Source organism: Actinosynnema sp. NPDC020468, assembly GCF_040642015.1.
Classification (GTDB): Bacteria; Actinomycetota; Actinomycetes; order Mycobacteriales; family Pseudonocardiaceae; genus Actinosynnema.
This window is the reverse complement of record NZ_JBFAEO010000025.1, coordinates 45,697-70,838: the sequence shown is the minus strand read 5'-3', so window position 1 is coordinate 70,838 and position 25,142 is coordinate 45,697. Positions and strand designations below refer to the sequence as shown.

Annotated in this window: 24 protein-coding genes and 1 riboswitch; of the genes, 16 read left to right on the top strand and 8 right to left on the bottom strand. The window is 73.3% G+C overall.

Translation table 11 applies throughout. From position 1 onward, the window contains the following. Positions 1–53: 53 nt before the first annotated feature. Together AB0G50_RS19540 and AB0G50_RS19535 are read left to right on the top strand one after the other, a co-directional pair. Positions 54–1,070 carry a M48 family metallopeptidase gene (locus AB0G50_RS19540; protein WP_360110218.1) on the top strand — a complete coding sequence of 339 codons (1,017 nt, stop codon included), beginning with the start codon at positions 54–56 and terminating at the stop codon, positions 1,068–1,070. Between the two features lie 532 nt (positions 1,071–1,602). Then, positions 1,603–2,340, top strand: a complete 738-nt coding sequence (locus AB0G50_RS19535; protein ID WP_360110215.1) for a serine protease — start codon at positions 1,603–1,605, stop codon at positions 2,338–2,340. A 4-nt stretch (positions 2,341–2,344) separates the two neighbouring features. Here the strand turns inward: AB0G50_RS19535 and AB0G50_RS19530 are convergent, their stop codons facing one another. Next, positions 2,345–2,941, bottom strand: coding sequence for a LysE family translocator (locus AB0G50_RS19530; RefSeq protein ID WP_360110212.1), 597 nt, complete (start codon positions 2,939–2,941; stop codon positions 2,345–2,347). A 168-nt stretch (positions 2,942–3,109) separates the two neighbouring features. On the opposite strand from AB0G50_RS19530, the gene AB0G50_RS19525 reads away from it, so the two are divergent. Together AB0G50_RS19525 and AB0G50_RS19520 are read left to right on the top strand one after the other, a co-directional pair. After that, complete coding sequence (locus AB0G50_RS19525; protein WP_360110209.1) at positions 3,110–3,838, top strand: serine protease; 729 nt, start codon at positions 3,110–3,112, stop codon at positions 3,836–3,838. A gap of 22 nt (positions 3,839–3,860) precedes the next feature. Next, the gene (locus AB0G50_RS19520; protein ID WP_360110316.1) at positions 3,861–4,313 is read left to right on the top strand and encodes a GNAT family N-acetyltransferase; all 453 of its coding nucleotides are present in this window, start codon (positions 3,861–3,863) and stop codon (positions 4,311–4,313) included. Here AB0G50_RS19520 and AB0G50_RS19515 read toward each other — a convergent pair. After that, the gene (locus AB0G50_RS19515) at positions 4,267–5,445 is read right to left on the bottom strand and encodes an 8-amino-7-oxononanoate synthase (RefSeq protein ID WP_360110206.1); all 1,179 of its coding nucleotides are present in this window, start codon (positions 5,443–5,445) and stop codon (positions 4,267–4,269) included. The genes AB0G50_RS19520 and AB0G50_RS19515 overlap by 47 nt on opposite strands. Positions 5,446–5,481: 36 nt before the next feature. Here AB0G50_RS19515 and AB0G50_RS19510 point away from each other — a divergent pair, with 36 nt between their 5' ends. Beyond that, positions 5,482–6,708, top strand: coding sequence for a cytochrome P450 (locus tag AB0G50_RS19510; protein ID WP_360110203.1), 1,227 nt, complete (start codon positions 5,482–5,484; stop codon positions 6,706–6,708). Here AB0G50_RS19510 and AB0G50_RS19505 read toward each other — a convergent pair. Further along, on the bottom strand, positions 6,628–7,527 hold the full coding sequence (locus AB0G50_RS19505) for a zinc-binding dehydrogenase (protein WP_360110200.1): 900 nt from the start codon (positions 7,525–7,527) through the stop codon (positions 6,628–6,630). The genes AB0G50_RS19510 and AB0G50_RS19505 overlap by 81 nt on opposite strands. A 92-nt stretch (positions 7,528–7,619) precedes the next feature. Here AB0G50_RS19505 and AB0G50_RS19500 point away from each other — a divergent pair, with 92 nt between their 5' ends. From AB0G50_RS19500 to cobA, 9 genes are all read left to right on the top strand, one after another. Next, positions 7,620–8,222, top strand: a complete 603-nt coding sequence (locus AB0G50_RS19500; protein WP_360110197.1) for a helix-turn-helix domain-containing protein — start codon at positions 7,620–7,622, stop codon at positions 8,220–8,222. A gap of 8 nt (positions 8,223–8,230) precedes the next feature. Beyond that, positions 8,231–8,297: riboswitch (cobalamin riboswitch) on the top strand. 53 nt (positions 8,298–8,350) lie between these two features. After that, positions 8,351–10,324, top strand: coding sequence for a putative cobaltochelatase (locus AB0G50_RS19495; protein WP_360110194.1), 1,974 nt, complete (start codon positions 8,351–8,353; stop codon positions 10,322–10,324). 8 nt (positions 10,325–10,332) lie between these two features. Next, complete coding sequence (gene cobO / locus AB0G50_RS19490) at positions 10,333–10,947, top strand: cob(I)yrinic acid a,c-diamide adenosyltransferase (protein WP_360110191.1); 615 nt, start codon at positions 10,333–10,335, stop codon at positions 10,945–10,947. Beyond that, positions 10,944–12,359 (top strand): cobyrinate a,c-diamide synthase, encoded by a 1,416-nt coding sequence (locus AB0G50_RS19485; protein ID WP_360110188.1) that lies wholly within the window; start codon positions 10,944–10,946, stop codon positions 12,357–12,359. Before cobO ends, AB0G50_RS19485 begins: the two co-directional genes overlap by 4 nt. A gap of 67 nt (positions 12,360–12,426) precedes the next feature. Beyond that, the gene (locus AB0G50_RS19480) at positions 12,427–13,443 is read left to right on the top strand and encodes a cobalt-precorrin-4/precorrin-4 C(11)-methyltransferase (RefSeq protein ID WP_360110185.1); all 1,017 of its coding nucleotides are present in this window, start codon (positions 12,427–12,429) and stop codon (positions 13,441–13,443) included. Position 13,444: 1 nt separating this feature from the next. Next, positions 13,445–14,290, top strand: coding sequence for a hypothetical protein (locus AB0G50_RS19475; protein ID WP_360110182.1), 846 nt, complete (start codon positions 13,445–13,447; stop codon positions 14,288–14,290). A 322-nt stretch (positions 14,291–14,612) separates the two neighbouring features. Further along, positions 14,613–15,893: a cobalamin biosynthesis protein gene (locus tag AB0G50_RS19470; RefSeq protein WP_360110178.1), complete on the top strand. Its 1,281-nt coding sequence runs from the start codon at positions 14,613–14,615 to the stop codon at positions 15,891–15,893. Between the two features lie 79 nt (positions 15,894–15,972). Continuing rightward, positions 15,973–16,755: a serine protease gene (locus AB0G50_RS19465; protein ID WP_360110175.1), complete on the top strand. Its 783-nt coding sequence runs from the start codon at positions 15,973–15,975 to the stop codon at positions 16,753–16,755. A gap of 83 nt (positions 16,756–16,838) precedes the next feature. Beyond that, positions 16,839–18,056: a uroporphyrinogen-III C-methyltransferase gene (cobA, locus tag AB0G50_RS19460; protein WP_360110172.1), complete on the top strand. Its 1,218-nt coding sequence runs from the start codon at positions 16,839–16,841 to the stop codon at positions 18,054–18,056. Here cobA and AB0G50_RS19455 read toward each other — a convergent pair. Then, positions 18,001–18,939 (bottom strand): hypothetical protein, encoded by a 939-nt coding sequence (locus tag AB0G50_RS19455; protein WP_360110169.1) that lies wholly within the window; start codon positions 18,937–18,939, stop codon positions 18,001–18,003. The two genes, cobA and AB0G50_RS19455, sit on opposite strands and share 56 nt — an antisense overlap. Positions 18,940–18,967: 28 nt before the next feature. Then, the gene (locus tag AB0G50_RS19450; protein ID WP_360110166.1) at positions 18,968–19,930 is read right to left on the bottom strand and encodes a hypothetical protein; all 963 of its coding nucleotides are present in this window, start codon (positions 19,928–19,930) and stop codon (positions 18,968–18,970) included. A gap of 180 nt (positions 19,931–20,110) precedes the next feature. Between AB0G50_RS19450 and AB0G50_RS19445 the strand changes: the two genes are divergently transcribed. Next, positions 20,111–20,779, top strand: coding sequence for an SDR family oxidoreductase (locus AB0G50_RS19445; RefSeq protein ID WP_360110163.1), 669 nt, complete (start codon positions 20,111–20,113; stop codon positions 20,777–20,779). Here the strand turns inward: AB0G50_RS19445 and AB0G50_RS19440 are convergent. Beyond that, positions 20,768–21,217 (bottom strand): helix-turn-helix domain-containing protein, encoded by a 450-nt coding sequence (locus tag AB0G50_RS19440; RefSeq protein ID WP_360110160.1) that lies wholly within the window; start codon positions 21,215–21,217, stop codon positions 20,768–20,770. The two genes, AB0G50_RS19445 and AB0G50_RS19440, sit on opposite strands and share 12 nt — an antisense overlap. Positions 21,218–21,303: 86 nt before the next feature. Here AB0G50_RS19440 and AB0G50_RS19435 point away from each other — a divergent pair, with 86 nt between their 5' ends. Continuing rightward, the gene (locus AB0G50_RS19435; RefSeq protein ID WP_360110157.1) at positions 21,304–22,242 is read left to right on the top strand and encodes a 4Fe-4S binding protein; all 939 of its coding nucleotides are present in this window, start codon (positions 21,304–21,306) and stop codon (positions 22,240–22,242) included. On the opposite strand, the gene AB0G50_RS19430 is transcribed toward AB0G50_RS19435, so the two are convergent. Next, positions 22,243–23,622, bottom strand: a complete 1,380-nt coding sequence (locus tag AB0G50_RS19430) for a DEAD/DEAH box helicase (RefSeq protein WP_360110154.1) — start codon at positions 23,620–23,622, stop codon at positions 22,243–22,245. Positions 23,623–23,996: 374 nt separating this feature from the next. After that, on the bottom strand, positions 23,997–24,953 hold the full coding sequence (locus AB0G50_RS19425) for an RIO1 family regulatory kinase/ATPase (protein ID WP_360110151.1): 957 nt from the start codon (positions 24,951–24,953) through the stop codon (positions 23,997–23,999). Positions 24,954–25,142 lie beyond the last annotated feature (189 nt).

The window sequence follows — 25,142 nt, the reverse complement described above, 5'->3', positions numbered from 1 at the left end:
TCCGATCGGCCAATCCGGGAGATGCCGCGCGCGGATCGTGGCACGCTGGTGGCATGAGCGAGGAGATCGAGCGGTCGACCGCACGGGTGCGCTTCCCCGGAATCAGCCCGAGGGCGTACGAACACCCGGTGGACCGGGGAGCGCTGGCCGTGCTGCGCGCGGTGCCCGGCATCGGACCGGTGTTGCAGGCGGTGGCCGGCGCCTTCACCGAGCGCGGTGAGCGGCTCGGGTACCTGGCCTCCTCGATCCGGGTCGGGCCCAAGCAGTACCCGGAGCTGGACCGGTTGCGGCTGGAGACGGCGGCGACGCTGGACGTCGACCCGGTGCCGGAGCTGTTCGTGCGGCGGGACCCGGTGCCGCAGGCGCTCGCGCTGGGCATCGACAAGCCGTTCATCGTGCTGACCACCGGGTTGATCGAGTTGCTCGACCAGGCCGGGTTGAGGTTCGCGATCGGGCACGAGATGGGGCACGTGCTGTCCGGGCACGCGCTGTACCAGACGATCTTGCAGCGGTTGTTGCAGTTGCAGAACGGGCTGGGGTGGTTGCCCGGTGGGTACTGGGCGATCCGGGCGGTCATCGCGGCGTTGTTCGAGTGGTACCGGAAGACCGAGTTGACCTGTGACCGGGCCGGGTTGCTGTGCGCGCAGGATCCGGCGGCGGCGTTGCGGGTGCACGTCGCGTTGGCCGGCGGGATGGATCTGTCCCAGGTGGACACCGCGGAGTTCCTGAAGCAGGCCAAGGAGTACGAGGCCGTCGAGGACGTCCGGGACAGCGTGCTGAAGTTGATCCGGACCTGGCCGTTGACGCATCCGATGGCGGTGGTTCGGGCCGCGGAGTTGCAGAAGTGGGCCGCGGGGGAGGAGTACCGGGCGATTCTGACCGGGGATTACCTGCGGCGGGAGGACGATTCGACTACGTCCAACTTCACGGATGACCTGAAGTCCGCGGCGAAGTCGTACAAGGAGTCCGCCGCGGAGTCCGAGGATCCGTTGATGAAGGTGTTGAACGAGTTCGGGGACGTGTTGAGCGGGGCTGCCGGGCGGGTTCGGGACAAGTTCTCCGGGAACTGAGTCCTGTGTGGTCGGTGGGCGTGTCCGGTTGGGCATAGCTCGCGTTGAGGGTGTGTTCGGCGCTTAGGGCGCATCTGATTGGGCGTGGCTGTCGTGTGGGTGTGTTCGGTGGGCGTGGCTCGCGTTGACGGTGTGTTCGGTGGGTGTGGCTCGCGTTGACGGTGCGTCCGGTGGGCATAGCTCGCGTTGAGGGTGTGTTTTGTCGGATTTTGCCTGTGTTTAGGGATTAAGAGCGTCCTCGCCGGACGGGCAGCGCCTCCGGGGGTGAAGGGCGTCGTGTTCTCCCCGTATGGCCTGCCTGAGGCAACCACATGCGTCAAGGGGGCCGTTGTCGAGTTCGGCCGGCGGTAGCGCTTAACGTGCCCCCTTGACACATGCGGTTGGGCTTCGCCCAGGCCATACGGGGAGAACACGAGGCCCCCGCATTGGGCTTGCGCGCCCTGCGGCGCTTTGGGTGGTTGGGTGGTTCTCGCGGTCACACGTCCGAGTGGCGTGGGTTGTGGGGGGTGCTTTGACGGCTGAGGGTTGGCCCATGCGATCACTGGTGCGGGTTCTGCTCGTTGTCGGGGTTGGGTTGGGGGTGTTCGCCGGGCCTGCCCACGCTGATCCCCGGATTGTCGGTGGGGTCGAGGTTGCGGACATCGGCGAGGTTCCGTGGATGGTGGCGTTGGTGTCGCCCACCGGGCGGCAGTTCTGCGGGGGGTCTTTGGTGTCGCGCAACGTTGTCGCGACCGCCGCGCACTGCGTCGCGTCGATCAAGGCGGAGGACGTGTTGGTCGTCGGGGGGCGGCTTGACCTGACCAAGCGGCAAGGGGTGGTTTCCCGGGTGAACGGGATTGTCGTGCACCCCGATTACAAGAACGCCCAGGCCGGGGCGGACGCGGCCATTCTGTTCACCGCGGCAGAGTTCCCCTATCGGCCCATTCCGCTGCCCGCCACCAACGAGTCCGGGTTGTACCAGGCCGGGAAGGTCGGGACGGTGTACGGGTGGGGGCGCACCGCCGAGAGCGGTGCTTCCACGTTGCAGTTGCGGAAGGTTTCCGTGCCGATCACCTCCGACGCCGAGTGCTCGGCGGCCTACTCCGATTACAAGCCGGGTGCGCAGTTCTGCGCCGGGGTTCCCCAGGGTGGGATCGACTCGTGCCAGGGTGATTCCGGTGGGCCGTTCGTCGTGGACGGCAAGCTCGCCGGGTTGGTGTCGTGGGGCACGGGGTGCGCCCGGCCCGGCAAGCCCGGTGTCTACACGCGCGTCACGTCGTACTTCGGGTAGTCCGTCAGACCACCAGTCCCACCGACATGGTCAGGAACACGGCTGCGCACACGACGTCCAGCGCGCGGGTGAAGCGGGCCGGCGCGTTGGACAGTCGGCCGGCGGCGAGGACGATCAGGCCCTCCCACAGCGCGGCCAGGGTGAGGAAGACCGCGGCGAGCATGGTCAGCTGCCACGACGGCGAGCCCGTTCCGATGAACTGGGGCAGGAACGCCAGGGAGAACAGCAGCATCTTCGGGTTGGTGATGTTGGTCAGGAAGCCCGCGCGGAACGGGCGGGTCGGGACGGTCGTCTCCTGGGCCGCCGGGCGCAGCAGACCCCGCACGATCGTGACGACCAGGTACAGCAGGTAGGCGGCGCCCAGCCAGCGGAGCGCGACCAGGACCGCCGGGTAGCGGGCGATCACCACGCCCAGGCCCGAGACGACCACGGCCACCTGCACGGCCGCCGCCGTGTGGATGCCGGCCAGCGCCCGCAGGCCCGCCCGCACGCCCGAGCGCATCGACGTGCGCAGGAGCAGGAACGCGTCCACCCCCGGCGTCAGCACGACGACCAGGCACGCGATCAAGAACGCCGGGAGCTGGGAGAAGTCGAAGTACACGGGTGAACCCCCCTCGTGATCCGGACAGACCACCGTGATCTGTCGCACATGCCGGAGAATCTCCGTCGATACGAGATCCTAACAACAGATTTTCCGGATTTGATACCCGTAGGCCTTCGTCGCTACGGTGAGTGTCCGATCGTCCACCTGCCGTAAAGGGGTTACCCCGTGCGGATCAGCGCGCTCCTCGCCGCCGCCCTCCTCCTGTCCACCGCCGTGCCGGCGAACGCGATCGTCGGCGGTCACGACGCGCCGGCCGTGCCCTGGGTGGTGGCGCTGAGCGACCCGACGGCGGGGTTCTTCTGCGGTGGCGCGCTGATCGAGCCGGACAAGGTGGTCACGGCCGCGCACTGCGCCGTGGAGCGCACCGCGCTGGGGCTGGTCGACCGCACCGGGGTGATCGTCATCGCCGGGCGGACGGACCTGCGGCGCGCGGGCGGTCGGGAGGTGCGGGTGGCGCAGGTGCGGCGGCACCCCGCGTTCCAGGACGCGCCCACCGGTGACGACGTCGCCGTCCTCACGCTCGCCGAACCGCTGCCGTACCAGACGATCGCGGTCGCCGAGGCGGTGCCGGGCGTGCTCGCGGAGGTTTACGGGTGGGGTCGCACGGGCGAGTTCCGGCCGCCGAGCCCGCTGCTCCAGGAGGTGGCCGTGCCGGTGGAGTCGGACCCGGCGTGCGCGCGGGCGGTGCCGGGGTACGACTCGGCGAAGATGTTCTGCGCCGGCTACCCCGAGGGCGGCCGGGACGCGTGCGAGGGCGACTCGGGCGGCCCGATCGTCGCGGGCGGCGCGCTGGTCGGCGTGGTGTCGTTCGGCGTCGGGTGCGCGCGGCCGGGGCAACCCGGCGTGTACACCAGGCTCAGCCACTACCGGCTCGGCGACCGGAGGGGTTTCTAGCGGCTGTGGTACCACGGTGGACGTGCGCTCCCAGGCTCCCGCCACCCTCCGCCGCCAGTGGTCGGCCGATCTGACGCCCGACCAGCTCTACCGCGTCCTCCGGCTCCGCGTGGAGGTGTTCGTGGTGGAGCAGTCCTGCCCCTACCCCGAGCTGGACGGTCGTGACCTCGACCCGTCGACCCGCCACCTGTGGCTGGAGAAGGGCGGCCCGGACCCGCTGGCCTACCTCCGGCTGCTGGAGGAGGACGACGGCTCGTTCCGCGTCGGCCGGGTGTGCACCGCCCGCACCGCGCGGGGGCAGGGGTTCAGCCGGCGGCTGATGGAGGCCGCGCTGGCCGAGATCGGCGCCGCGTCGTGCGTGCTGGACGCCCAGACCTACGTGGCGGACTTCTACGCGTCGTTCGGCTTCGTGCCGGAGGGGCCGGAGTTCAGGGAAGACGGGATACCGCACCTGCGGATGCGCCGGCGGTCGTGATCACCCGGACCGCGCGCTCCACGTCGGCCTCGGTCAGGTCGGCGCGCGCGGTCAGCCGCAGCCGGGACACCTGGTCCGGTACCGACGGCGGGCGGAAGCAGCCCACCTGGACGCCCGCGGCGCGGCACGCCTCGGCCCACGCGACGGCGGCCTCCGGCGAGGGCGCCTGGATCGACACGACGGCCGCGGCCGGCGTGCTGACCCGCAACCCCGCGTCGCGCAGCCGGAACGCCAGGTCCTGGGCCGCGGTGAGCGCGCGTTCGGGGCGGTCGGGCTCCTCGCGCAGGACCTTCAGCGCGGCCAGCGCGGCGGCCACCGAGGACGGCGCGAGACCGGTGTCGAAGATGAACGTGCGCGCGGTGTCGACCAGGTGCCTGATCACCCGCGAGGGGCCGAGCACCGCGCCGCCCTGCGCGCCCAGCGACTTGGACAGCGTCACGGTCGTGACCACGTCCGGCGCCTTGGCCAACCCGGCCGCGTGCGTCGCGCCCCGGCCGCCCTCGCCGATCACGCCGAGCCCGTGCGCGTCGTCCACGACCAGCGCCGAGTCGTGCTCCCGGCACGCGGCGGCGAGCGCGGCCAGCGGCGCGAGGTCGCCGTCGACGGAGAACACCGAGTCGGTCACCACGAGCGCCCGCCGCTTGCCCCGGGTCGCGAGCGCGTGCGTGACCTGGGGCACGTCGCAGTGCCCGGCCACCACCACGTCCGCCTTGGACAACCGGGTGCCGTCGATCAGCGAGGCGTGGATGTGCTGGTCGGCGACGATCGCGGTGCCCGGGCCGGACAACGCGGTCAGCGCGCCGAGGTTCGCCGCGTAGCCGGAGGAGAACACCAGCGCGGACTGCGCGCCGCAGAAGTTCGCCAGCTCGTACTCCAGCTCGGTGTGCAGCTCGGTCGACCCGGTGACCAGCCGGGACCCGGTGGAACCCGCGCCCCAGCGCAGCGCCGCGGCGGCCGCCGCGCCGGTCACCCTCTTGTCCCGGGCCAGCCCGAGGTAGTCGTTGCCCGCCAGGTCGAGGTCGGTCGAGCCGGCCGGTCGGGGGCGCACCCGCCGCGCCAACCCGGCCTTCGCGCGGGCCTGCGCCCGCGTGTCGATCCAGTCGAACACCGACTCGCCTGTGCTCACGCTCACGCGGGCAGTTTCGCACCCGGCCGATACGGTCCGAGCGTGGACCTCTTCCGGCTCGGTCACGCCGACCTGCGCTCGCTGCGCGCGGACGCGCCCGTGCACCGGGACGAGGCCACCGGGCTGTGGCTGGTGAGCCGGTACGAGGACGTGCGCGCGGTGCTCGTCGACCAGGACGCGTTCCGGCCGGACAACGCGCTGACCGCGGTCACCCCGATCCCGGGCCCGGTGCTGCGGGTGCTGGCGCGGGCGGGGTTCTCACTGCCGCCCACGTTGGCCAACAACGGCACCGACACGCACCCCGCGCTGCGCCGGCTGGTGGCCCGGTTCCTCACGCCCGGCAAGGTGGCGGCGATGGGGCCGCGGATCGCCGAGCTGACCCGGGAGCGCCTCGACCGGGTGACCGGCCCGACCGCGGACCTGCACCCGGCGCTCGCGCGCGACCTGCCCGCGGTGGTGCTGCTGGAGGTGCTGGGCATCCGGGACGTGGACGTGCCGGCGCTCAAGGCGTGGAGCACCGCGTCGCTGGAGCTGTTCTGGGGCGACCCGTCGCCCGCGCGGCAGGCCGGGCTGGCGGTGCCCGCGGCGGAGTTCCACCGGTGGTTGACGACGCGGATCGAGGCGGCTCGCGGGGACGACCTGTTCGGCGCGCTGCGCCACGAGGGCGTGTCGGTGCGGGACGCGGCGGGGCTCTGCTACTTCCTGCTGATCGCGGGTCAGGAGACGACGACCCAGTTGCTGTGCGCGCTGTTCCACGGCGTGCTGCGGCACGGCGACCTGTGGCGGCGCGCGGCCGATCCGGCGGTCGCGGCGGCGTGCGTGGAGGAGACGCTGCGCCGCGACCCGCCGGTGAACACGTGGCGGCGGGTCGCGGCGCGGCGGAGCACGATCGCGGGTGTCGAGGTGCCCGAGGGCGCGCACCTGCTGCTCATGCTCGCGGGCACCGGCAGTGATCCGGAGGTGTTCGACAACCCCGAGGCCTACTGCCCGGCGCGGCCGAACGCGCGCAAGCACCTGGCGTTCGGCTTCGGCCGGCACTTCTGCCTCGGCGCGGGGTTGGCCCGGCTGGAGGGCGAGGTCGTGCTGGCCGAAACCGCCCGCCGGTTCCCGGACCTGCGGCTGTTGGACCACGACCCGCCGATGTTGGGCCTGCTGTCGTTCCGCGCGCCGCTGAGCGTGTCGGTGGCGCTAGGGGACCAGGATCAGCTTGCCGGTGGTGGCGCGGTCCTCGAGCAGTTGGTGGGCACGGGCGGCCCGCGCCAGCGGTAGCGCCTCGCCCAGCACGGGCTCGAGCCCGGAGGCGAACGCCCGGCGCACCGCGTCCGGCGTGACCGGGTTCCACAGCCCGATCACCGCGACGCCCTTGCGGAACGCGTCGGCGGCCGTGACGTCGAGCGGCTCGCCACTGGCGAACCCGAACACGACGAGCCGTCCGCCGGGGCGCAGCCGCTCGAAGCCCTCGCGTCCGATCGTGCCGCCGGACGAGGAGAACACCACGTCCACCTCGGCGACGGCGGCGGACCAGCCGGGCGTGCCGTAGTCGACCACCTCGGGCGCGCCGAGCTCGCGGGCCAGCGCGAGTTTGCGCCCGCCCCGCGCGGCGGCCACGACGGTCGTGCCGGCGCGCACGCCGAGTTGCACGAGCAGGCTGCCCACGCCACCCGCCGCGGCCTCCACGAGCAGTCGTTCACCGGCCGCGGCCCGGGCGGCGTCGAACGCGGCCAGCGCGGTCGCGCCCTGGAGCAGCAGGGCGAGCGCCCGGTGGTCGGACACGTCGTCGGGCACCTCCACGGGGTCGCGCAGCACGGCCAGTTCGGCGTAGGCGTCGCCGACCGGCGCGCCGGCCAGCCGTCGTCCGTCCGCGGTCACGCCCACGACCTCCGACCCGAGCGGCGCGGGTCGCGCGGTGCCCTCGTACCAGGGGAACAGCCGCACGCCCTTTCCCGAGCGGATCACCGTCTCTCCGTAGTTCAGGCCGATCGCGGTGACCCGGACCAGCTCCTCGCCCGGTCCGGCGACCGGGTCGGGCACCTCCACCTCCCGCAGCACCGACGGCGGACCGAACTCCGTGAACCGCACCGCGCGCATGGCCCCTCCTCGTGCACCGAAACGGACCGTCGGTCCGCTTTGCCTGGCGCTACGATACGGACCGTCGGTCCGGTTCTGTCCAGGAGGTTCGGGTGGCCGAACGCAGTGACGCCGCGCGCAACCGGCTCGCGATCCTGGCCGCCGCCGAGCGGTTGATCGGCGAACGCGGCCTCGACCGGGTGTGCATGGAGGACGTCGCGGCCGCCGCCGGTGTCGGCAAGGGGACCGTGTTCCGGCGGTTCGGCGACCGGGAGGGGCTGGTCCAGGCCGTCGTCGCGCACGGCGCGCAGGAATGGCTCGCCGAGTCGGAGGCGCTGCTGACCGCCGGCGAGGTGCCCGCGGAGGAGAGGGTCGTCACGTTCGTCGGCCGGCTGTTCGACCACGTGGTGGCACGGCTGCCGCTGATCAGGGCGCTGGAGCGGGTGGCGTCGGACGACTCGGCGTGCGACGGCAACGCCACCCTCACCCAAACCCGGCTGGCCACCCTGATCGCGCAGGTCAACCCCGGTCTGGACGCCCACTACGCGGCCCACGCGCTGCTGGCCAACCTGCGCGGCGACGTGCTGCACCACCTGGTCGCGCGGTGCGGTCTGCCGGTCGACCGGGTGCGTTCGGGTGTGATCTCGCTCGCCCGGGCACTGCTGGTGGGGGACTTGGACCCGGTGCGGCGAAGTGCGACGATGCCGGGGCTGTAGGGGTGCGCGAGGAAGCCGGTGCGAATCCGGCGCGGTCCCGCCACTGTGACCGGGTGAACCGGGAGTCAGGAACTCGACCCCCGAGTCACCGGACACGGGCGTGGACACCCGAGGAAGGACACCGCCGCATGGGCGCGCGTTTCCCCTTTTCCGCCGTCGTCGGCCACGACGACCTCCGCTTGGCGCTGCTGCTCAACGCCGTGCACCCCGGTATCGGCGGTGTGCTCGTGCGTGGTGAGAAGGGCACCGCCAAGTCGACCGTGGTGCGCGCGCTGGCCGCCCTGCTGCCCGACCTCGACGTGGTGCCCGGCTGCCGCTTCGGCTGCGACCCGGCCCGCGACACCGAGTGCCCCGACGGTCCCCACGGCCCCGCCGCGGAACGCAGGCCCGCCCGGCTGGTCGAACTGCCGGTCGGCGCGACCGAGGACCGGCTGATCGGCTCGCTCGACCTGGAGCGCGCGTTGACCGAGGGCGTGCGGGCCTATCAGCCCGGCCTGCTGGCCGCCGCGCACCGGGGCGTGCTGTACGTGGACGAGGTCAACCTGCTGCACGACCACCTGGTCGACCTGCTGCTGGACGCCGCCGCGATGGGTCGCGCGCACGTCGAGCGCGAGGGCGTCTCGGTGTCGCACGCGGCGTCGTTCCTGCTCGTCGGCACGATGAACCCGGAGGAGGGCGAACTCCGGCCGCAGCTGCTCGACCGGTTCGGGCTGACCGTGTCGGTGCGCGCGGCGCGCGACGTGGCCACCCGCGCCGAGGTGATCCGCCGCCGGCTCGCCTACGAGGCCGACCCCGAGGTCTTCGCGGCCCGCTGGGAGGTCGAGGACGCCGAGTTGGCGGCGCGGATCGTGGTGGCGCGCGACCGGCTCGCGGCCGTGGTGCTGCCGGACGCCGAGCTGCGCCGGATCGCCGGGGTGTGCGCCGCGTTCGAGGTCGACGGCATGCGCGCGGACCTCGTGGTGGCCCGCACGGCCGTGGCGCACGCCGCGTGGCGCGGCGCGGACGAGGTGACCGAGGCCGACGTCGAGGCCGCCGTGCGGCTGGCGCTGCCGCACCGCAAGCGCCGGGACCCGTTCGACGAGCCGGGTTTGGAGGAGCAGCAGCTCCAGGACGCCATGCGGCAAGGTGCCGAGCACGCCGAGGAGCCGTCGGACGAGGGTCCCGACGACGACCCGGACACCGACCCGGACGGTCCCGGCGACGGTGGCCTGCCGGAGGACACCGGACCGGACACCCCGGGGGACGCGCCCGAGCAGTCCACTTCGGACGGTCCGGGTGGCGGCGAGCGGACGCACGCGCCGGCCCCCGCGTTCCGGGCGAGGCTGCTCCAGGTGCCCGGTGTCGGCGAGGGCGCTCCGGGCAAGCGGTCCCGCGCGCGGTCGCGCACCGGCCGGGTGGTTCGTCCGTCCACTGTGGACGGCAGCGGGCTGCACCTGGTCGGCACGCTCCAGACCGCCGCGCCGCACCAGGCCGCGCGCGGTCGCAGCGGTCCCGGGCTCGTGCTGCGCGGCACGGACCTGCGGTTGGCCGTCCGCGAGGGCACCGAGGGCAACCTGGTGCTGTTCGTGGTCGACGCGTCCGGCTCGATGGCCGCCCGGCAGCGGATGTCGGCGGTCAGCGGCGCGGTCGTGTCCCTGCTCCGCGACGCCTACCAGCGCCGGGACAAGGTCGGCGTGATCACGTTCCGGGGCGGCGCGGCCGAGGTCGCCCTGCCGCCCACCAACTCGGTCGACGCCGCCGCCGCGCGGCTGCGGCAACTGCGCACCGGCGGTCGCACGCCGTTGGCCGACGGACTGCTCAAGGCCGCCAAGGTGCTCGACGTCGAACGCGTCCGCGACCCGCGCCGGCGTCCGCTGCTCGTCCTGCTCACCGACGGCCGCGCCACCTCGACCGGCGCCGGCGGCGACCCGGTGCGCGACTCGCTGCGCGCCGCGGAGTTGTTGCGCGGCACGGCGTCCGTGGTCGTGGACTGCGAGAGCGGCCACGTCCGCCTCGGCATGGCCGGTCGCGTCGCCGCGGCCCTGGACGCGGTGTGCCTGCGTCTGGAAGAACTGTCCGCCGACCAGGTCGCCGGCGTCGTGCGCGCCGCCCGAGCCGCGTAGGAGTTCCGATGCCACAGGGACAGCCGTCCGTCACCCCCGTCGACGGCCTCACCACCCGGCAGCGCCGCAACCGGCCGCTGCTGCTGGTGCACACCGGCGAGATGAAGGGCAAGTCCACCTCGGCGTTCGGCCTCGCGCTGCGCGGCTGGAACCAGGGCTGGTCCATCGGGGTCTTCCAGTTCGTCAAGTCCGCCAAGTGGAAGGTCGGCGAGGAAACGGCGTTCCGCGCGCTCGGCCGGGTGCACGAGGAGACCGGCGAGGGCGGCCCGGTCGAGTGGCACAAGATGGGCGAGGGCTGGTCGTGGTCCCGCAAGGCGGGTTCCGACGAGGACCACGCCGCCGCCGCGCTGGAGGGCTGGCGCGAGATCTCCCGCCGGCTGGCCGCCGAGCAGCACGGCCTGTACGTGCTGGACGAGTTCACCTACCCGCTCAAGTGGGGCTGGATCGACGTGGACGAGGTCGTCTCCACGCTGGTCGACCGGCCGGGCCACCAGCACGTGGTGATCACCGGCCGCAACGCGCCGGACAAGCTGGTGCAGGTCGCCGACCTGGTGGTGGAGATGACCAAGGTCAAGCACCCCATGGACGCCGGGCAGAAGGGCCAGAAGGGGATCGAGTGGTGAACCGGGTGGTCGTCGCCGCGCCCGGTTCCGGCGCGGGCAAGACGACCGTGGCCACCGGCCTGATGGCGGCGCTGCGGCGCGCGGGCGACCGCGTGGCGCCGTTCAAGGTCGGACCGGACTACATCGACCCCGGCTACCACGGCCTCGCCACCGGCCGACCCGGTCGCAACCTCGACCCGGTGATGGTCGGCGAGCACCGGGTGCCCGCCCTGTTCGCGCACGGCGCGCGGGGGTGCGACCTGGCCGTGGTCGAGGGCGTGATGGGCCTGTTCGACGGGCGGGTGGACACCGAGGGCATCGGGTCCACCGCGCACGTCGCCAAACTGCTGTCCGCGCCGGTGCTGTTCGTGGTCGACGCGCGGGGTCAGAGCCGCAGCCTCGCCGCGCTGCTGCACGGTTTCCGGGGTTACGACCCGACGGTGCGGCTCGGCGGCGTGGTGCTCAACCAGGTCGGCTCCGCGCGGCACGAGCAGGTGCTGCGCTCGGCGTGCGCGGAGGTCGGGCTGGAGGTGTTCGGCGTGCTGCCGCGCGACGACAAGTTCAACCTGCCGTCCCGGCACCTGGGTCTGGTCACCGCCGCGGAGCACGGTGGCGCGGCGGTGGCCGCGGTGGAGGCGATCGCCGAGGCCGTGGCGCGGCACGTGGACCTGGCCGCGGTGCGCCGGCTGGCCGCCGAGGTGCCCGCGCTCGCGGTGCCCGCGTGGGACCCGGCGAGGGAGGTCGGGCACGAGGGCGCGCGCGGACCGGTCGCCGAAAGACCGGTGGCGCCGGCCGGTTCCGCCCGGTCCGGCCGCACGGCCTCGCCGGTGGTCGCGGTCGCGGGCGGACCGGCGTTCACCTTCGGCTACGCCGAGCACGTCGAGTTGCTGCGGGCGGCCGGCGCGGACGTGGTGACCGTGGACCCGTTGCGGGACGAGGAACTCCCCGCCGGCACCGCCGGACTGGTCCTCCCGGGTGGTTTTCCCGAGCAGCACACCGCGGAGCTGTCCGCCAACGACAAGCTGCGCGACGCGGTGGCGGTGCTGGCCCGGTCGGGCGCGCCGGTGCACGCCGAGTGCGGCGGACTGCTGTACCTGGCCAGGGAGCTGGACGGGGCGCCGATGTGCGGGGTGCTCGACGCGGTGGGCTCGATGACGCCGCGGCTGACGCTCGGCTACCGGGACGCGGTCGCGCCGGGCGACTCGGTGCTGGCGGTGACCGGGTCCCGGGTGACGGGACACGAGTTCCACCGGACGAACCTCGACGTGCCGCACGGCACCCGGCCGGCGTGGGTGTGGCGCGGTGTCGACTCGCGTCCGGTGACCGAGGGACACGTGCTCGGCGGCGTGCACGCGTCGTACCTGCACACCCACCCGGCGTCGACGCCGGAGGCGGTCGCCCGGTTCGTCCGCGCCTGCGAGGCCACTCGTTAGTGGATCGCCCCGGCGCGGTACGGTCGTGCCCCACCAAGCCGTAAACCTCGTGGGGAGAGCAGTTGTGATGACTGGTCGGGTCTCCTTCGTGGGCGCCGGTCCCGGCGCCGCCGATCTCATCACCCTCCGGGGCGCCAAGCGGATAGCCGAGGCGGACGTGGTGATCTGGGCGCCCACCGCCGTCGAGGTGGAGTGCGTGCGCGAGCACGCCCGCCCCGACGCCGAGCTGGTCGACTTCTCCCGGGTCACCGCCGACGAGGTGGTCGAGGTCTACCGCCGCGCGTCGGCGGGCAAGCTCAAGGTCGTGCGGCTGCTCGCGGGCGACCCGGCGCTGTGGGGCGGCCTGCGCGAGCAGCACGAGACGTGCCAGAAACTGGGGCTGGAGCTCGAGGTCGTGCCCGGCGTGTCGCCGGTGTCGGCGGTCGGCGCGTCGATCGGGCGCGAGCTGACCTCGGCCGACGGCGCGCAGTCCCTGGTGCTCGCGAGCCCGGAGAACGCCGAGCAGGTCAGGGAGTTCGCGGTGCACGGCACCACGCTGGTGGTGTCCGCCTCGGGTTCGCGCGCCGGCCAGTTGGTCGAGCAGCTGCGGGCGGGCGGGTACGCCGACGACACACCGGTCGTGGTGGCGCACAAGGTCTCCTTCCCCGACGAGACGGTCGCGCGGACCACGCTCGGCGAGCTGGAGGCGTGCGTGAAGGAGCACAAGCTCTACCGCAGCACGCTGTTCCTCGTCGGCGAGGTGCTCAAGCCGGGTCGACCGGCGCGCGACGAGGTGGTCCGCCGGACCCGGACCTCCAAGTGGGGCAAGCGTTCCGCGTCCGACGCGGCGTGGTCGGCGGTGCACGACTGGCAGGAGGCGGCCCGCGCCCGGCGCGCGCCGAAGGCCGAGGCGCCCGAGGTGCCGGTGCAGCCGGTGCTGGAACTGGTCACCGACATCGCTCCCGACGACACCGAGGTCGACCCGGCGCCGGCCAAGCCGAAGACGGTGGCGGCCGCCAAGCGCAAGCCGACGACCGTGCAGGCGAGCACGACGCCGCGCAAACCGGCCGCGTCCCGGTCCCGCAAGCCCAAGCGCGCCAACTGACATGGACGTCGTCGCGCTGCACGAGTTCGTCGTCCGGACCGGTCGGTCCTGGGGCGAGGTGACGGTGGTCGACGCGTCCGCGACGGGCCCGCGCCACGCCCTGAACGTGTGCCGCGCGCGGTCGGCCGTGCTGGTGTCCGGCGCGGACCCGGCCGAGCTGGCCCGCGGCCTGGCCGGCTGGCGGCGCACCCTCGTGGTGCAGGACGACCGCGAACTGTCCACTGTGGACCCGGCGGACGCCGTGGTGCGCCGCTGGCAGGCGCCGGGTCCGGTGCTGTGCCTGGCGGAGACCACGTTCGGCCCGGTGGTCGACGGCTGGGCGCTGCCCGACGACGACTTCGCGCACCGCTCGGACGGCCTGGTCGCGGTGGCCGAGGTGCGCGCCCTGGCGCTGTCCCGGCTCGCGCCCCGACCGGGCGTGCTGGTGTGGGACGTGGCCGCCGGTCCCGGCGCGGTCGGCGTCGAGTGCGCCCGGCTGGGCGCGGCCGTGATCGCGGTCGAACGCGATCCGGTGCAGTGCGTCCGGATCATCGCCAACGCCTCCGCGCACGGCGTGGACGTCCGCGTGGTCGAGTCCGCCCTGGCCGACGCGGGCGACCTGCCCCGCCCGGACGCGGTCTACGTCGGTGGCGGCGGTGCGGACGCGGTCCGCCGGTCCGCGACGTCCGGTGCCCGCCGCGTGGTCGTGGCCACCGCCGACCTGGACCGCGTGGTGCCCGCGCGGGACGCGCTGGACGAGGCCGGCTACCAGGTCGAGGGCACCCAGCTCTCGGCGGCGAGGTTGACCGGCGGCGCCCTGCTCGCGACCAACCCGGTCACTGTGTTGTGGGGGACGAAGAAGTCGTGACGCGGGCCTGAGGGTCCGGTCGCGGTGCCCGCGGGGATGGGGAAACCGTGACGGTCCCGCGGCCGGCGAGCGAGACGCGGTCGGCCGGCTCCAGGCGGGACCCGTTCAGGCGTGGTCGGGTGGGTACGTGGTGGGCTCGGGACAGGACGATGCGGTCGGCCGGCGGCGGGCGGGACCCCGCCGCGTCGGGGTCGGCGGGCACGTGGTGGGCTCGTGGCGGGAAGAGGCCGGTCGGTGCGCCGGTGGTCGGAGCGAAGTCGTGATCGGGTCGTCGGCACGGGCGCGTGGCGTCGGTCGGCGTGAACAGGCGCGCGGTGTGCGCGTGGTGGAGGACGAGGTAGTCGTGATCGGGGTTTTCGCCGCGGGCGAGCGCAGGCGGGCGGCGATCGACCTGGCCGGGTTCCTCGGGTCGGACGCGGTCGTGCCGGACGGGCCGGTCGGGCCCGCGCTCCGGTCGCTGTGGCCGCGGTTGGGCGCGGCGGTGGTGTTCCTCGGCACGGAGGCCACCACCCGGCTGGTCGCGCCGTTGTTGCGCGACGAACGGGCCGATCCCGGCGTGGTGTGCGTGGACAACGGGTTCGCGGTGGCGCTGTTGGGCAACACGGAGGCGTTGGCGCGGCGGGTGGCCGAGGTCGTCGGCGCGACGCCGGTGGTCACGACGCCCACACCCACGTCCGTGCTGGCCGAGTTGGCCGAACTGCTCGACGCCACCGTCGAGGGTGACGCCGAGGCGTGCGACGCCGCGATCCGGGCCGGCGAGCCGGTGGTGCTGCGCGACTCGATCGGGTTCCCGCTGCCCGCGCTGCCGGAGAACGTGACCGCCGACGTGCACGAGGGCGCGTGGACGGTGCTCGTGGGCGACCGGGTGACGGCGGCCGGCGAGCACACCGTGCGGCTGGTCCCGCGCACCCTGGTGGTCGGCATCGGCTCCCGGGCCGACGTGCGGGCGGACGCGGTGTCCGCGGCGCTGTCCCGGCTCGAGTCGGAGCGGCGGCTCGACCTGCGCGCGGTGCGGGCGTTCGCCACGCTGGACCGCAAGACCGCCGAGCGCGGCATCGCCGACGCGGTGGAGGACTGGGGTTTCTGGCACGACTCGACCACCGCGCCGCTGCTCGCCTACCCGGCCGAGGAGTTGGCGGTGATCCCGGTGCCGAACCCCGCCGAGCTGAACATCGGCACCCAGAGCGTGGCCGAGGCGTCCGCGCTGCGCGGGGCGGCCCAGCTGTCCGCGGGCGGTCGGGTGGAGATCGCCGCGGCGAAGATCAAGGGCGACGGCGTGACGGTCGCGGCGGCACGGGTGCTGCCGCGCGGCAGGCTCGCGGTCATCGGCCTCGGACCGGGCGGCGCGGACGAGCGCACCCCCCGCGCGGAGGCCGAACTGCGCCGGGCGGCGGTCGTGGTCGGGCCGGCCGAGTGCGTCGAGCAGGTCCGCCACCTGCTGCGACCGGGCACCCGGGTGGTCGACGGCGACCCGGTCGCGCTGGCCGAGGCCGGCGCCGCGGTGGCGTTCGTCGGCACCGGCGCGGGCCCGGTCGTCAAGGGCTCCGTCCGGGCGGACGTGGTGCGCGTGCCGGGCGCGGAGTCAACGGTGAACACCCGGTAGTCGGTTGTCCGGTTCGCCCCGAAGGTCCTAGGTGTTGAGGTCCGCCGCCTCTCCACGCACCGGAAGGATCGAGCGAACCATGGCGAAACCCCTGCGTCGCCTGCTCACCGCGCTCTCGGCCGTCGTCGCGGCCGTGGGCCTGTCGACCGCGGCACCCGCCGCGAACGCCGACGTCACCCCGTCCATCGTGGGCGGCTCGCGCGTCTCGACCAGCCAGTACCCCTGGGTGGTCTACCTGGCCTCGTCGTCCGGGTCGCAGTTCTGCGGCGGCACGCTGGTGGCGGCCAACAAGGTCGTCACCGCCGCGCACTGCACCAGCGGCCGCACCGCGTCGTCCACCCGCGTCGTGTGGGGCCGGGACGACAAGCAGAGCACCGCGGGCGTCACCGCCTCCGTCACGAAGATCTGGGTGCACCCGTCCTACCGCAGCGCGTCGTCCGGCAACGACGTGTCGGTGCTGACCCTGGACCGGAACCTGAGCTCGGCGACCCTGCCGCTGGCCCAGCCGTCGGACACCGCGCTGTACGCCGAGGGCACCAAGGCCACCATCCTCGGCTGGGGCACCACGTCCTCGGGCGGCTCCGCGTCGCGCTACCTGCTCGGCGCGACCGTGCCGCTGACCTCCGACGCGACGTGCCGGTCCGCGTACTCCAACTACAGCAACACGGCCATGGTGTGCGCGGGCTACCCGCAGGGCGGCGTGGACACCTGCCAGGGCGACTCGGGCGGTCCGCTCGTCGCGGGCGGCAAGCTGATCGGCGCCACGTCGTTCGGCCGCGGCTGCGCGTCGGCGGGCTACCCCGGCGTCTACGCCCGCGTCGCCACCTACTACTCGGTGCTGACCACGCAGATCAACTCCTGACCCGACCGCACGACCCGGTCCGACCGGGGTGAGTCGAATCACCCCGGTTGGACAGGGCATGTCGGATGTGGATGCTTCTACCCATGCAGGGTGAACAGCACTATCTGGTGGGACTCGACCTGACCGGCAAGCGGGTGGTCGTCGTGGGCGGCGGCTCCGTGGCGCAACGGCGTCTGCCCAGGTTGGTGGCCTCCGGGGCGCGGGTCGAGGTGATCTCGCCGGAGATCACGCCCACCGTGCAGGGTCTCGTCGACGCGGGCGAGGTCGTGTGGCACGACCGGGTGTACCGGTCGGGTGACCTCGACGGCGCCTGGTACGTGCTGGCGTGCACCTCCGACCACGGGGTGAACGCGCTGATCACCGCGGACGCCACCGAGCGCCGGGTGTTCTGCGTGCGCGCGGACGTGGCGGTCGAGGGCACGGCGGTGACCCCGGCGTCGGGCGCGCACGGCGGACTGCTGCTGGGCGTGCTGGCGGGCGGTGAGCACCGGCGGTCGGCCGCGGTGCGCGACGGGCTGCTCGCGGCGCTGCGGGACGGCACGCTCGCCGACCACCACGACCAGCCGGCCGGGGTGGCGCTGGTCGGCGGCGGACCGGGCGACCCGGACCTGATCACGGTGCGCGGCAGGCGGCTGCTGGCCCGCGCGGACGTGGTGGTGGCCGACCGGCTCGGCCCGGTGGAGCTGCTGGACGAACTGCCGCCGCACGTCGAGGTGGTGGACGCGGCGAAGATCCCGTACGGGCGCGCCGCGACGCAGGACTTCATCAACACCACGCTGGTCGAGAACGCCAAGGCCGGGAAGTTCGTGGTGCGGCTCAAGGGCGGCGACCCGTACGTCTTCGGCCGCGGTTTCGAGGAGCTGATCGCGTGCGCCGAGGCCGGCGTGCCGGTGACGGTGGTGCCGGGCGTGACGAGCGCGTTCGGCGTGCCCGCGCTGGCGGACGTGCCGGTGACGCACCGGGGCGTGGCGCACGAGGTGGTCGTGGTGTCCGGGCACGTGGCGCCGGACGACCCGCGCTCGCTGGTGGACTGGTCCGCGCTCGCCGCCCTCAGGGGCACCGTGGTGATCCTGATGGGCGTCGAGCGGGCCGCGCGGTTCGCCGACGCGCTGCGGGCGGGCAGGCCCGGTGACACGCCGGTCGCGGTGGTGCAGGAGGGCAGCACCCGCGCGCAACGCGTCGTCCGGTCCACTTTGGACACTCTCGGGGAAGACGTGGTGGCGCACGGGATCCGCCCTCCGGCGATCATCGTTGTAGGACCGGTCGCGGGGTTGGCGTCGGAGTTGCCCTTCCGGACCTGACCGCCCACAGCACCCCGAGCGCGGTGGCGAAGGCGAGCCCGCCCGCGGTCGCCAGCGTCGTCGCGCCGGGCTTCACCAGCGGTTCGGCGCGCAGCGCCTGCCAGGTGAGCAGGGCGAGCAGCCCGGCGTAACCGGCGGCCGCCACGAGGACCACCCGCAGCCGGTTGCGGTCGGCGAGCCGCGCGGTGAGCAGCGCGACCACGATCATCACCTGGAGGCCGTGCATGCCCACGAAGTGCGGTACGCGCAGGTCGCCGCCGGTGGTGCTCCACGCGGTGACGGGCATGCCCTCGCCGCCGTCCGGCACGCCGACGCTGTGCGCGCCGACCAGCTTCGCGGTGCGACCCTCGGCGTCGACCGCGGTGGTCTTCTGCCCGAAGTTGAAGATCATCAGGTAGCCGAGCGCCATGCCCGTGATGGCCAGGTAGAGCCCTGCCCGCACGGCGTGGAACGTCGGCCGGTCCCCGGTGGCGCGCTGGAAGGTCAGGATCGCCGCCAGCACGATGTTCAGCGCGAACATCACCATGATGAACCGGAACGCGAACTGCACGGTCTGGTTGAAGGCGTCGTGCGAGGTGTTGTAGTGCGTGAACGCGCCGCGCGCGCCCTGCACCACGACCAGTCCGACCTCCACGAACAGGATCAGCGCGATGGCCGACGCGAGCCCCGAGGTCCAGCGCTTCCCCTTGTGCGGCAAGGAGAGCATCCACGACAGGGTGGCCGAGTAGACCGCCAGCGACAGGGTGAACTTGAACGGCTTGAGCCACACCGACGACCCCTGGATCACCCGGTCGTCCACCAGGAGTCCGACTACGGTGCCGAGGGTCAGGACCGCCATCACGGCGGCGAGCCAGAGCGTGGGCCGGTGCCACGTTTTCGTCATGCGCAAGAGCCTGTCGGCCGGACCGCCCTCACTCACTGGAGTGAACAGGAGACTTCGCGGTGGGGCTCTCCCCAGCACCGGGGCGGGGGCCGGCCGGTGTGCCGGAGCGCAGCGCCCACCACAGTCCGAGCGCGGTGGCGACGGCGAGCGCGCCGCCGGCGGCCAGCGTGGTGGCACCGGGTTTCGTCAGCGGTTCGGCGTGCAGCGCCTGCCACGTGAGCAGCGCGAGGAGTCCGAAGTAGCCGAGGCCGCCGACCAGGACCACGCGCAGTCGGTTCCGCTCGGCCAGTCGCGCGGTGAGCAGCGCGAGCACGATCATCACCTGAAGTCCGTGCAGGCCGAAGAAGTGCGGCACGCGCAGGTCCCCGCCGGTGGTGCTCCAGCCGGTCAGGGGCAGGCCGGGACCACCGTCGGGCCCGCCGACGCCGTGCCCGCCGTCGAGGCCGACGGTCCGGCCCTCGCCGTCGATCGCGGTGGTGTGCCGGGGGTTCGCGAACAGCATCAGGTAGCCGACGGATATGCCGAGCACGGTGAGCGCCAACCCCGTGCGCACGGCCCGGAACACGGGTCGGTCGGTGGCCCGCTGGAAGGTCAGCACGAGCGCCAGCGCGATGGCGGACAGGAACACGATGTTGACGAAGCCGAACGCGAACTGGACCGCGTGGTTGTACGGGTCGGACTCCTTGCTGAAGTGGGAGAACGCGCCGCGCGAACCCTGGAGGGCGATCAGCGCGACCTCGACGGACATGATCAGCGCGATCACCGTCGCCAGCAGGGAGGTCCAGCGCTTCCCCTTGTGCGGCAAGGAGAGCATCCACGACAGGGTGGCCGAGTAGACGGCCAGGGACAGGGCGAATTTCATCGGCTTGAGCCACACCGACGAGCCCTGGATCACCCGGTCGTCCACGAGCAGCCCGACGAGGGTGCCGAGTAACAGGAGTGCCATCACGCCGGCGAGCCAGAGCGTGGGCCGGTGCCACGTTTTCGTCATGCCGAAAAGCCTGGTGGCCGGCGTCCCGGTGATCACTGGAGCGGGCCGGACACCTGCCGGTGGGGCGCGCCTCAGGACGGCCGGGGGGCTGGCCGGAGCGTGCCACCATAAACAACAGTAATCAATTTCCTGAAATAGCTGCATTGGATTTATGTACTCAGGTCAGCGAGGGTGGACCTCGTGCGCAACTCACTGGAGAACAGCCGCGTCGTGATCATCGGCGCGTCCTCGAACCTCGGCAGGCAGCTCGCGGACACCGCCCGGTCGCAGGGCGCGGACGTGGTCGCGGCGAGCCCGCGCGACGGCTCGATCGACCTCACCGACGAACGGTCCGTCGAGGACTTCGCGGCCCGGGTCGGCGCGTTCGACCACCTGGTGTCGACCGCGGCGGTGCCCGCGAACGGCCCGCTGGCCGACCTGGACCTGCCGGCGATCCGCCGGGCGTTCGACGCCAAGGTGATCGGGCCGCTGCTGCTCGCCAAGCACCTCGGCGGCTCGGCCCGGCAGTCGTTCACGTTCTTCTCGGGCGTGGCCGCGTGGCGCCCGCAGCCCGGTCGGGTGGTCATGGCGACCACGAACGGCGCGCTGGCGTTCCTGGTCGAGGCGCTGGCGGTGGAACTGGCACCCCTGCGGGTGAACGCGGTGTCGCCGGGCATCGTGGACTCCGGCGCGTGGGACCGGCTGGGCGAGGGCAAGGCGGCGTTCCTGGAGGCGACCGCGGCCCGCAACCCGGCCCGGCGCGTCGGCACGCCCGACGACGTGGTGCAGGCGGTGCTGTACGCGGCGACCAACCCGTACGTGACGGGCACCGTGCTGCACGTGGACGGCGGCGGCCGGCTAGCGCCCTAGGCGCAGCCCGAGGTCCGCCGGGTCGACGTCGTGCCCGTGCTCGCACACGGGGACCAGCGCGACCTTCCCGCCGCACCCCAGGTGCTCGTGCTCGACCGGCGGCGGCCCGTCCGCGAGGTGCCGGTCACCCCACGCCATCAGCGTCATCAGCACCGGCCACAGGTCGCGCCCGGCGGGCGTCAGCGCGTACTCGTACCGCTCCCGGCTGCCGAACTCGCGGTAGGCCACCCGGTCCAGCAGCCCGGCGTCGACCAGCTCGGCCAGTCGCCTGCTCAGCACGTTGCGGGCGACGCCGAGGTGCTCGCGGAGCTCCTCGAACCGCCGCACCCCGTTGACCACGTCCCGCACCACGAGCAGCGACCAGCGCTCGCCGACCACCCCCAGCGCGCGGGCGATCGAGCACCGGTCGTTGTCGACGACGACGTTCTGGCGAACCACGCGACCCACTCTACCCGCTGGGTTGCTCATCGGTACCCAGCCTGGCTAAGTTGCCAACAGCAACCCAGCTAGCCAAGGGAGTCACCGTGGACGCGGCACAAATCCGGGCGTGGGCGGAACAGGCGGGCGCGGACGACGTCGGTTTCGTGCCGATCGACGCGCCGGGCCTGGAGGTCGACCTGGAGTACGCGCGCCTGGCCTTGCCGCGCGCGAAGTCCTACATCGCGTTCTGCGTGCGGATGAACCGGGACAACGTGCGCAGTCCGCTGCGCAGCATCGCCAACACCGAGTTCCACCAGGCGCTGGACGAGGCGGGCGTGGTCGGGCACCGGCTCGCGCGGCTCATCCAGGACGCCGGGCACCGCGTGGTGCACCCGTCGTCGGCGTTCCCGCAGGAGATGGACGACTTCCCGGGACGCGGCTGGGTGATCTCGCACAAGCTCGTCGCGCAGGCCGCCGGGTTGGGCGCGATGGGCATCCACCGCAACGTGATCCACCCGCGGTTCGGCAACTTCATCCTGCTGGGCACCGTGGTGGTCGACTTCGAGGTCGAGGAACCGACCGCGCCGCTGGACTACAACCCGTGCCTGGAGTGCAAGCTGTGCGTCGCCGCGTGCCCGGTGGGCGCGATCGGCAAGGAGGGGTCGTTCGACTTCTCCGCCTGCTACACGCACAACTACCGCGAGTTCATGAGCGGCTTCACCGACTGGGTGGAGAACGTGGCCGACAGCGCGGACCGGGAGGACTACCGCTCGCGGGTGTCACCGGCGGAAACGGCGTCGATGTGGCAGAGCCTCGCGTTCAAGCCGAACTACAAGGCCGCCTACTGCATGGCCGCCTGTCCGGCGGGGGAGGACGTGCTCACGCCGTTCCTCGAGGACCGGAAGGGCTTCCTCGCCGACGTGCTGAAACCGTTGCAGGACAAGGAGGAACCGGTGTACGTGCTCCCCGGCTCGAAAGCCGGGGAGCACGTCCGGCGGAGGTTCCCGCACAAGCAGGTGCGGGAGGTCTCCAACGGGCTCTAGCTAGTGCTGCGGCGCCGGGCGACGACGACCGCCGCGCTCGCCACCGCGGTCGCGGTCCCGGTCGAACCGGCCGCCGCGGAACTGGCCGCCGCCGCCCGAACCCGACCGACGCGGACCGCCACCGGTGCTGCCGCCACGACGGGCGCGCACCGGGATCTCCGGCTCCACCACGGGCACGCCGCTGGGCACGCGGGCGCCGGTGATGCGCACCAGCTCCTCGTCACCCGGGCGGACCTTGGTGGACTCCGGACGGATGCCCGCCCGCGCCGTCAACCCCTGCACCGCGCGCCGCTGGTCGTGCGTGACCAGCGTGACGACGGTGCCGGACTGGCCCGCGCGCGCCGTGCGACCGGCGCGGTGCAGGTAGTCCTTCGGGTCGGCCGGCGGGTCCACGTGCACCACGAGGCTCACGTCGTCCACGTGGATGCCGCGCGCCGCCACGTCCGTGGCGATCAGCACCGGCGTGGTGCCCTCGCGGAACTGGCCGAGCACGCGGGTGCGGGCGCTCTGCGCCTTGCCGCCGTGCAACGCGCCCGCGTTGACGCCCATCGACCGCAGCTTCTTGGCCAGGCGGTCGACGTGGTGCTTGGTGCGCACGAACATGATCGTGCGACCGTCGCGCGCGGCCACCTCGGTGACGACCGACTGCTTGTCCTCGGCGGACACGAACAGCAGGTGGTGCTCCATGGTGGTCACGCTGCCCGTGGGCGGCGCGACGGAGTGGACGACCGGGTTGTGCAGGTACTGCCGCACCAGCTTGTCCACGTCGCCGTCGAGCGTCGCGGAGAACAGCAGGCGCTGACCGTCCTGCGGGGTCAGGTCGAGGATTGCGCGGACCTGCGGCATGAAGCCCATGTCCGCCATCTGGTCGGCCTCGTCCAGCGCGGTGAACATCACCTCGGACAGGTCGGCCGTGCCCTGGCGCACGTGGTCGGAGAGCCGACCGGGCGTGGCGATGAGCAGGTCGACACCGCGTCGGAGCGCGTCGATCTGGCGCGGGAACGAGGTGCCGCCGACGATCGTGCGGCACCACAGGCCGAGCGAGCGGGCGAAGGGGCTCAGCGCCTCTTCCACCTGCATCGCCAGCTCGCGGGTCGGCACGAGGACGAGCGCGCGCGGCATGTTCGGCTTGGCGCGACCGCCCGCGAGGCGGGACAGCAGCGCCAGCCCGAACGCGAGCGTCTTGCCCGAGCCGGTCTGGCCGCGGCCGAGGACGTCACGCCCGGCCATCGCGTCCGGCAGCGTCGCCGCCTGGATCGGGAACGGGTCGGTGATGCCGGCCTTGGTCAGCGCGGCGAGCAGTTCGTCCGCGAGACCCAGCTCGGCGAACGAGGGCAGCGGCCCTTCGGGGAGGGTGCTTTCGACGTGGTCGGTGATCAAGCTCGGTGCCGCCTCTTCGAACTGCTGAGGACGGCGGTTGCCCTGGCCAGGGCGCCTCGTGCGGGGCTTGCGGTACTGCGGGCGCTCGGAACGGCCTTGGGACGAGGGTGGCAAAACGAACCTCCGGGACACGGCACGTCTCGGGGATTGCTCTGCGGTGCAGCGGCGATCGCAAGGACGGGCCCGACGCGTGGAGCGCCGATACGGGTTGGGAGCACCACCGGGCGCTCGTTCGGCGCCACCGGGCAGTGCACTGTCCAGTCTAGCTGATCATCGGGGTGAACCGCGCAACCCGGCGGTGTTTCTCCGCACACGCGCAGTGACGTGCGGTTCGACGGCGAGGTCGGTCGCGATCGCGACCGACCTCGCTCCCGTCAGGACAGGCCCGCCGCGTCCAGCAGCAACGCGGTCACCTCGTGGGGGTCGGTCAGTTCGGACTCCAGTCCGTGCGAGGTGAACCACCCGCCGACGTTGCGCACGTCCCGCTCCAGGAACTCCCGGCCGCGCGGGTTCGCCACCACGTCCACGACCTGCGGCAGGTCGATCACGACCAGCCGGCCGTCGTGCACCATCAGGTTGAACGCGGACAGGTCGCCGTGCGCCAGGCCCGCCGAGGCGAGCACGATCAGCGCGTCCACCAGCTGCCGCCACAGGTCGAGCAGCTCGTCCGGCTCGGGTCGCAGCTGCGCCAGCCGTGGCGCGGCCTGCCCGTCCGTGCCGACGAACTCCATCAGCACCTCCGTGCCGACCCGCTGCACCGGGTAGGGCACCGGCGCGCCGAGCTGCCACAACCGGGTCAGCGCGGCGAACTCGGCGACCGCCCACTGCTCGGCGATCAGGTTGCGGCCGAACGAGCTGCGGTTCTGCATCGCGCGCATCTCGCGGGACCGGCGCATCCGCCGCCCCTCGAGGTAGCCCGCGTCGCGGTGGAACATCCGGTGGTCGTTGCTGCGGTAGCGCTTCGCGGCCAGCAGGCACGACCGGTCGGCCGCGGCCCGCTCCAGCAGGAAGACGTCCGCCTCCTTGCCGGTCTTCACGATGCCCAGCTCGCGGTCGACCGCGGCCAGGTCGGTGACGAGCCAGCCGGGCCACGGCTTCGGGCCCTGCTCGGCGTCGCCCCAGGACGACCAGCGGTCGCCGTCGGGCAGCGGCTCGTCGGCGTCCTCGCGCCGCTGCGCCAAGCGCTCCTTGGCGTCCTCGGTCAACCGGCCGCGACGGCCGGGACCCACTTCGTCGTCGACGGCGCGGGACCGGCGCTTGGTGCGCCAGTCGTGGTCCTTCGCGTCGCCGAAGTCCTGCTCGTAGCGGTCGTACTTCTCGTGCTCGCGCACTGGTGGGGCTCCCTGGTGTGGAGAAGGGGTCGCCCCGCCGGCGCGGGTGTGGTCGGCCGCGTCAGTCGGTCGGGGCGAGAGGACGGGTGCGTGCCACGTCCCGGACGGTCGTCGTCATCGGGGCACCTCCTCCGTCGTCTGCCTCACGTGCTTGCGGGGAAAGGATGCGGTGGCGCCTGGCGTCCGCGC

What these genes read in the sequence shown, in the direction of transcription:
- AB0G50_RS19450 (WP_360110166.1), bottom strand. Translation starts at nt 19,930, where the DNA reads ATGACGAAAACGTGGCACCGGCCCACGCTCTGGCTCGCCGGCGTGATG.
- AB0G50_RS19465 (WP_360110175.1), top strand. Translation starts at nt 15,973, where the DNA reads ATGGCGAAACCCCTGCGTCGCCTGCTCACCGCGCTCTCGGCCGTCGTC.
- AB0G50_RS19495 (WP_360110194.1), top strand. Translation starts at nt 8,351, where the DNA reads ATGGGCGCGCGTTTCCCCTTTTCCGCCGTCGTCGGCCACGACGACCTC.
- cobA (WP_360110172.1), top strand. Translation starts at nt 16,839, where the DNA reads ATGCAGGGTGAACAGCACTATCTGGTGGGACTCGACCTGACCGGCAAG.
- AB0G50_RS19455 (WP_360110169.1), bottom strand. Translation starts at nt 18,939, where the DNA reads ATGACGAAAACGTGGCACCGGCCCACGCTCTGGCTCGCCGCCGTGATG.
- cobO (WP_360110191.1), top strand. Translation starts at nt 10,333, where the DNA reads ATGCCACAGGGACAGCCGTCCGTCACCCCCGTCGACGGCCTCACCACC.
- AB0G50_RS19475 (WP_360110182.1), top strand. Translation starts at nt 13,445, where the DNA reads ATGGACGTCGTCGCGCTGCACGAGTTCGTCGTCCGGACCGGTCGGTCC.
- AB0G50_RS19505 (WP_360110200.1), bottom strand. Translation starts at nt 7,527, where the DNA reads ATGCGCGCGGTGCGGTTCACGGAGTTCGGTCCGCCGTCGGTGCTGCGG.
- AB0G50_RS19540 (WP_360110218.1), top strand. Translation starts at nt 54, where the DNA reads ATGAGCGAGGAGATCGAGCGGTCGACCGCACGGGTGCGCTTCCCCGGA.
- AB0G50_RS19480 (WP_360110185.1), top strand. Translation starts at nt 12,427, where the DNA reads ATGACTGGTCGGGTCTCCTTCGTGGGCGCCGGTCCCGGCGCCGCCGAT.
- AB0G50_RS19535 (WP_360110215.1), top strand. Translation starts at nt 1,603, where the DNA reads ATGCGATCACTGGTGCGGGTTCTGCTCGTTGTCGGGGTTGGGTTGGGG.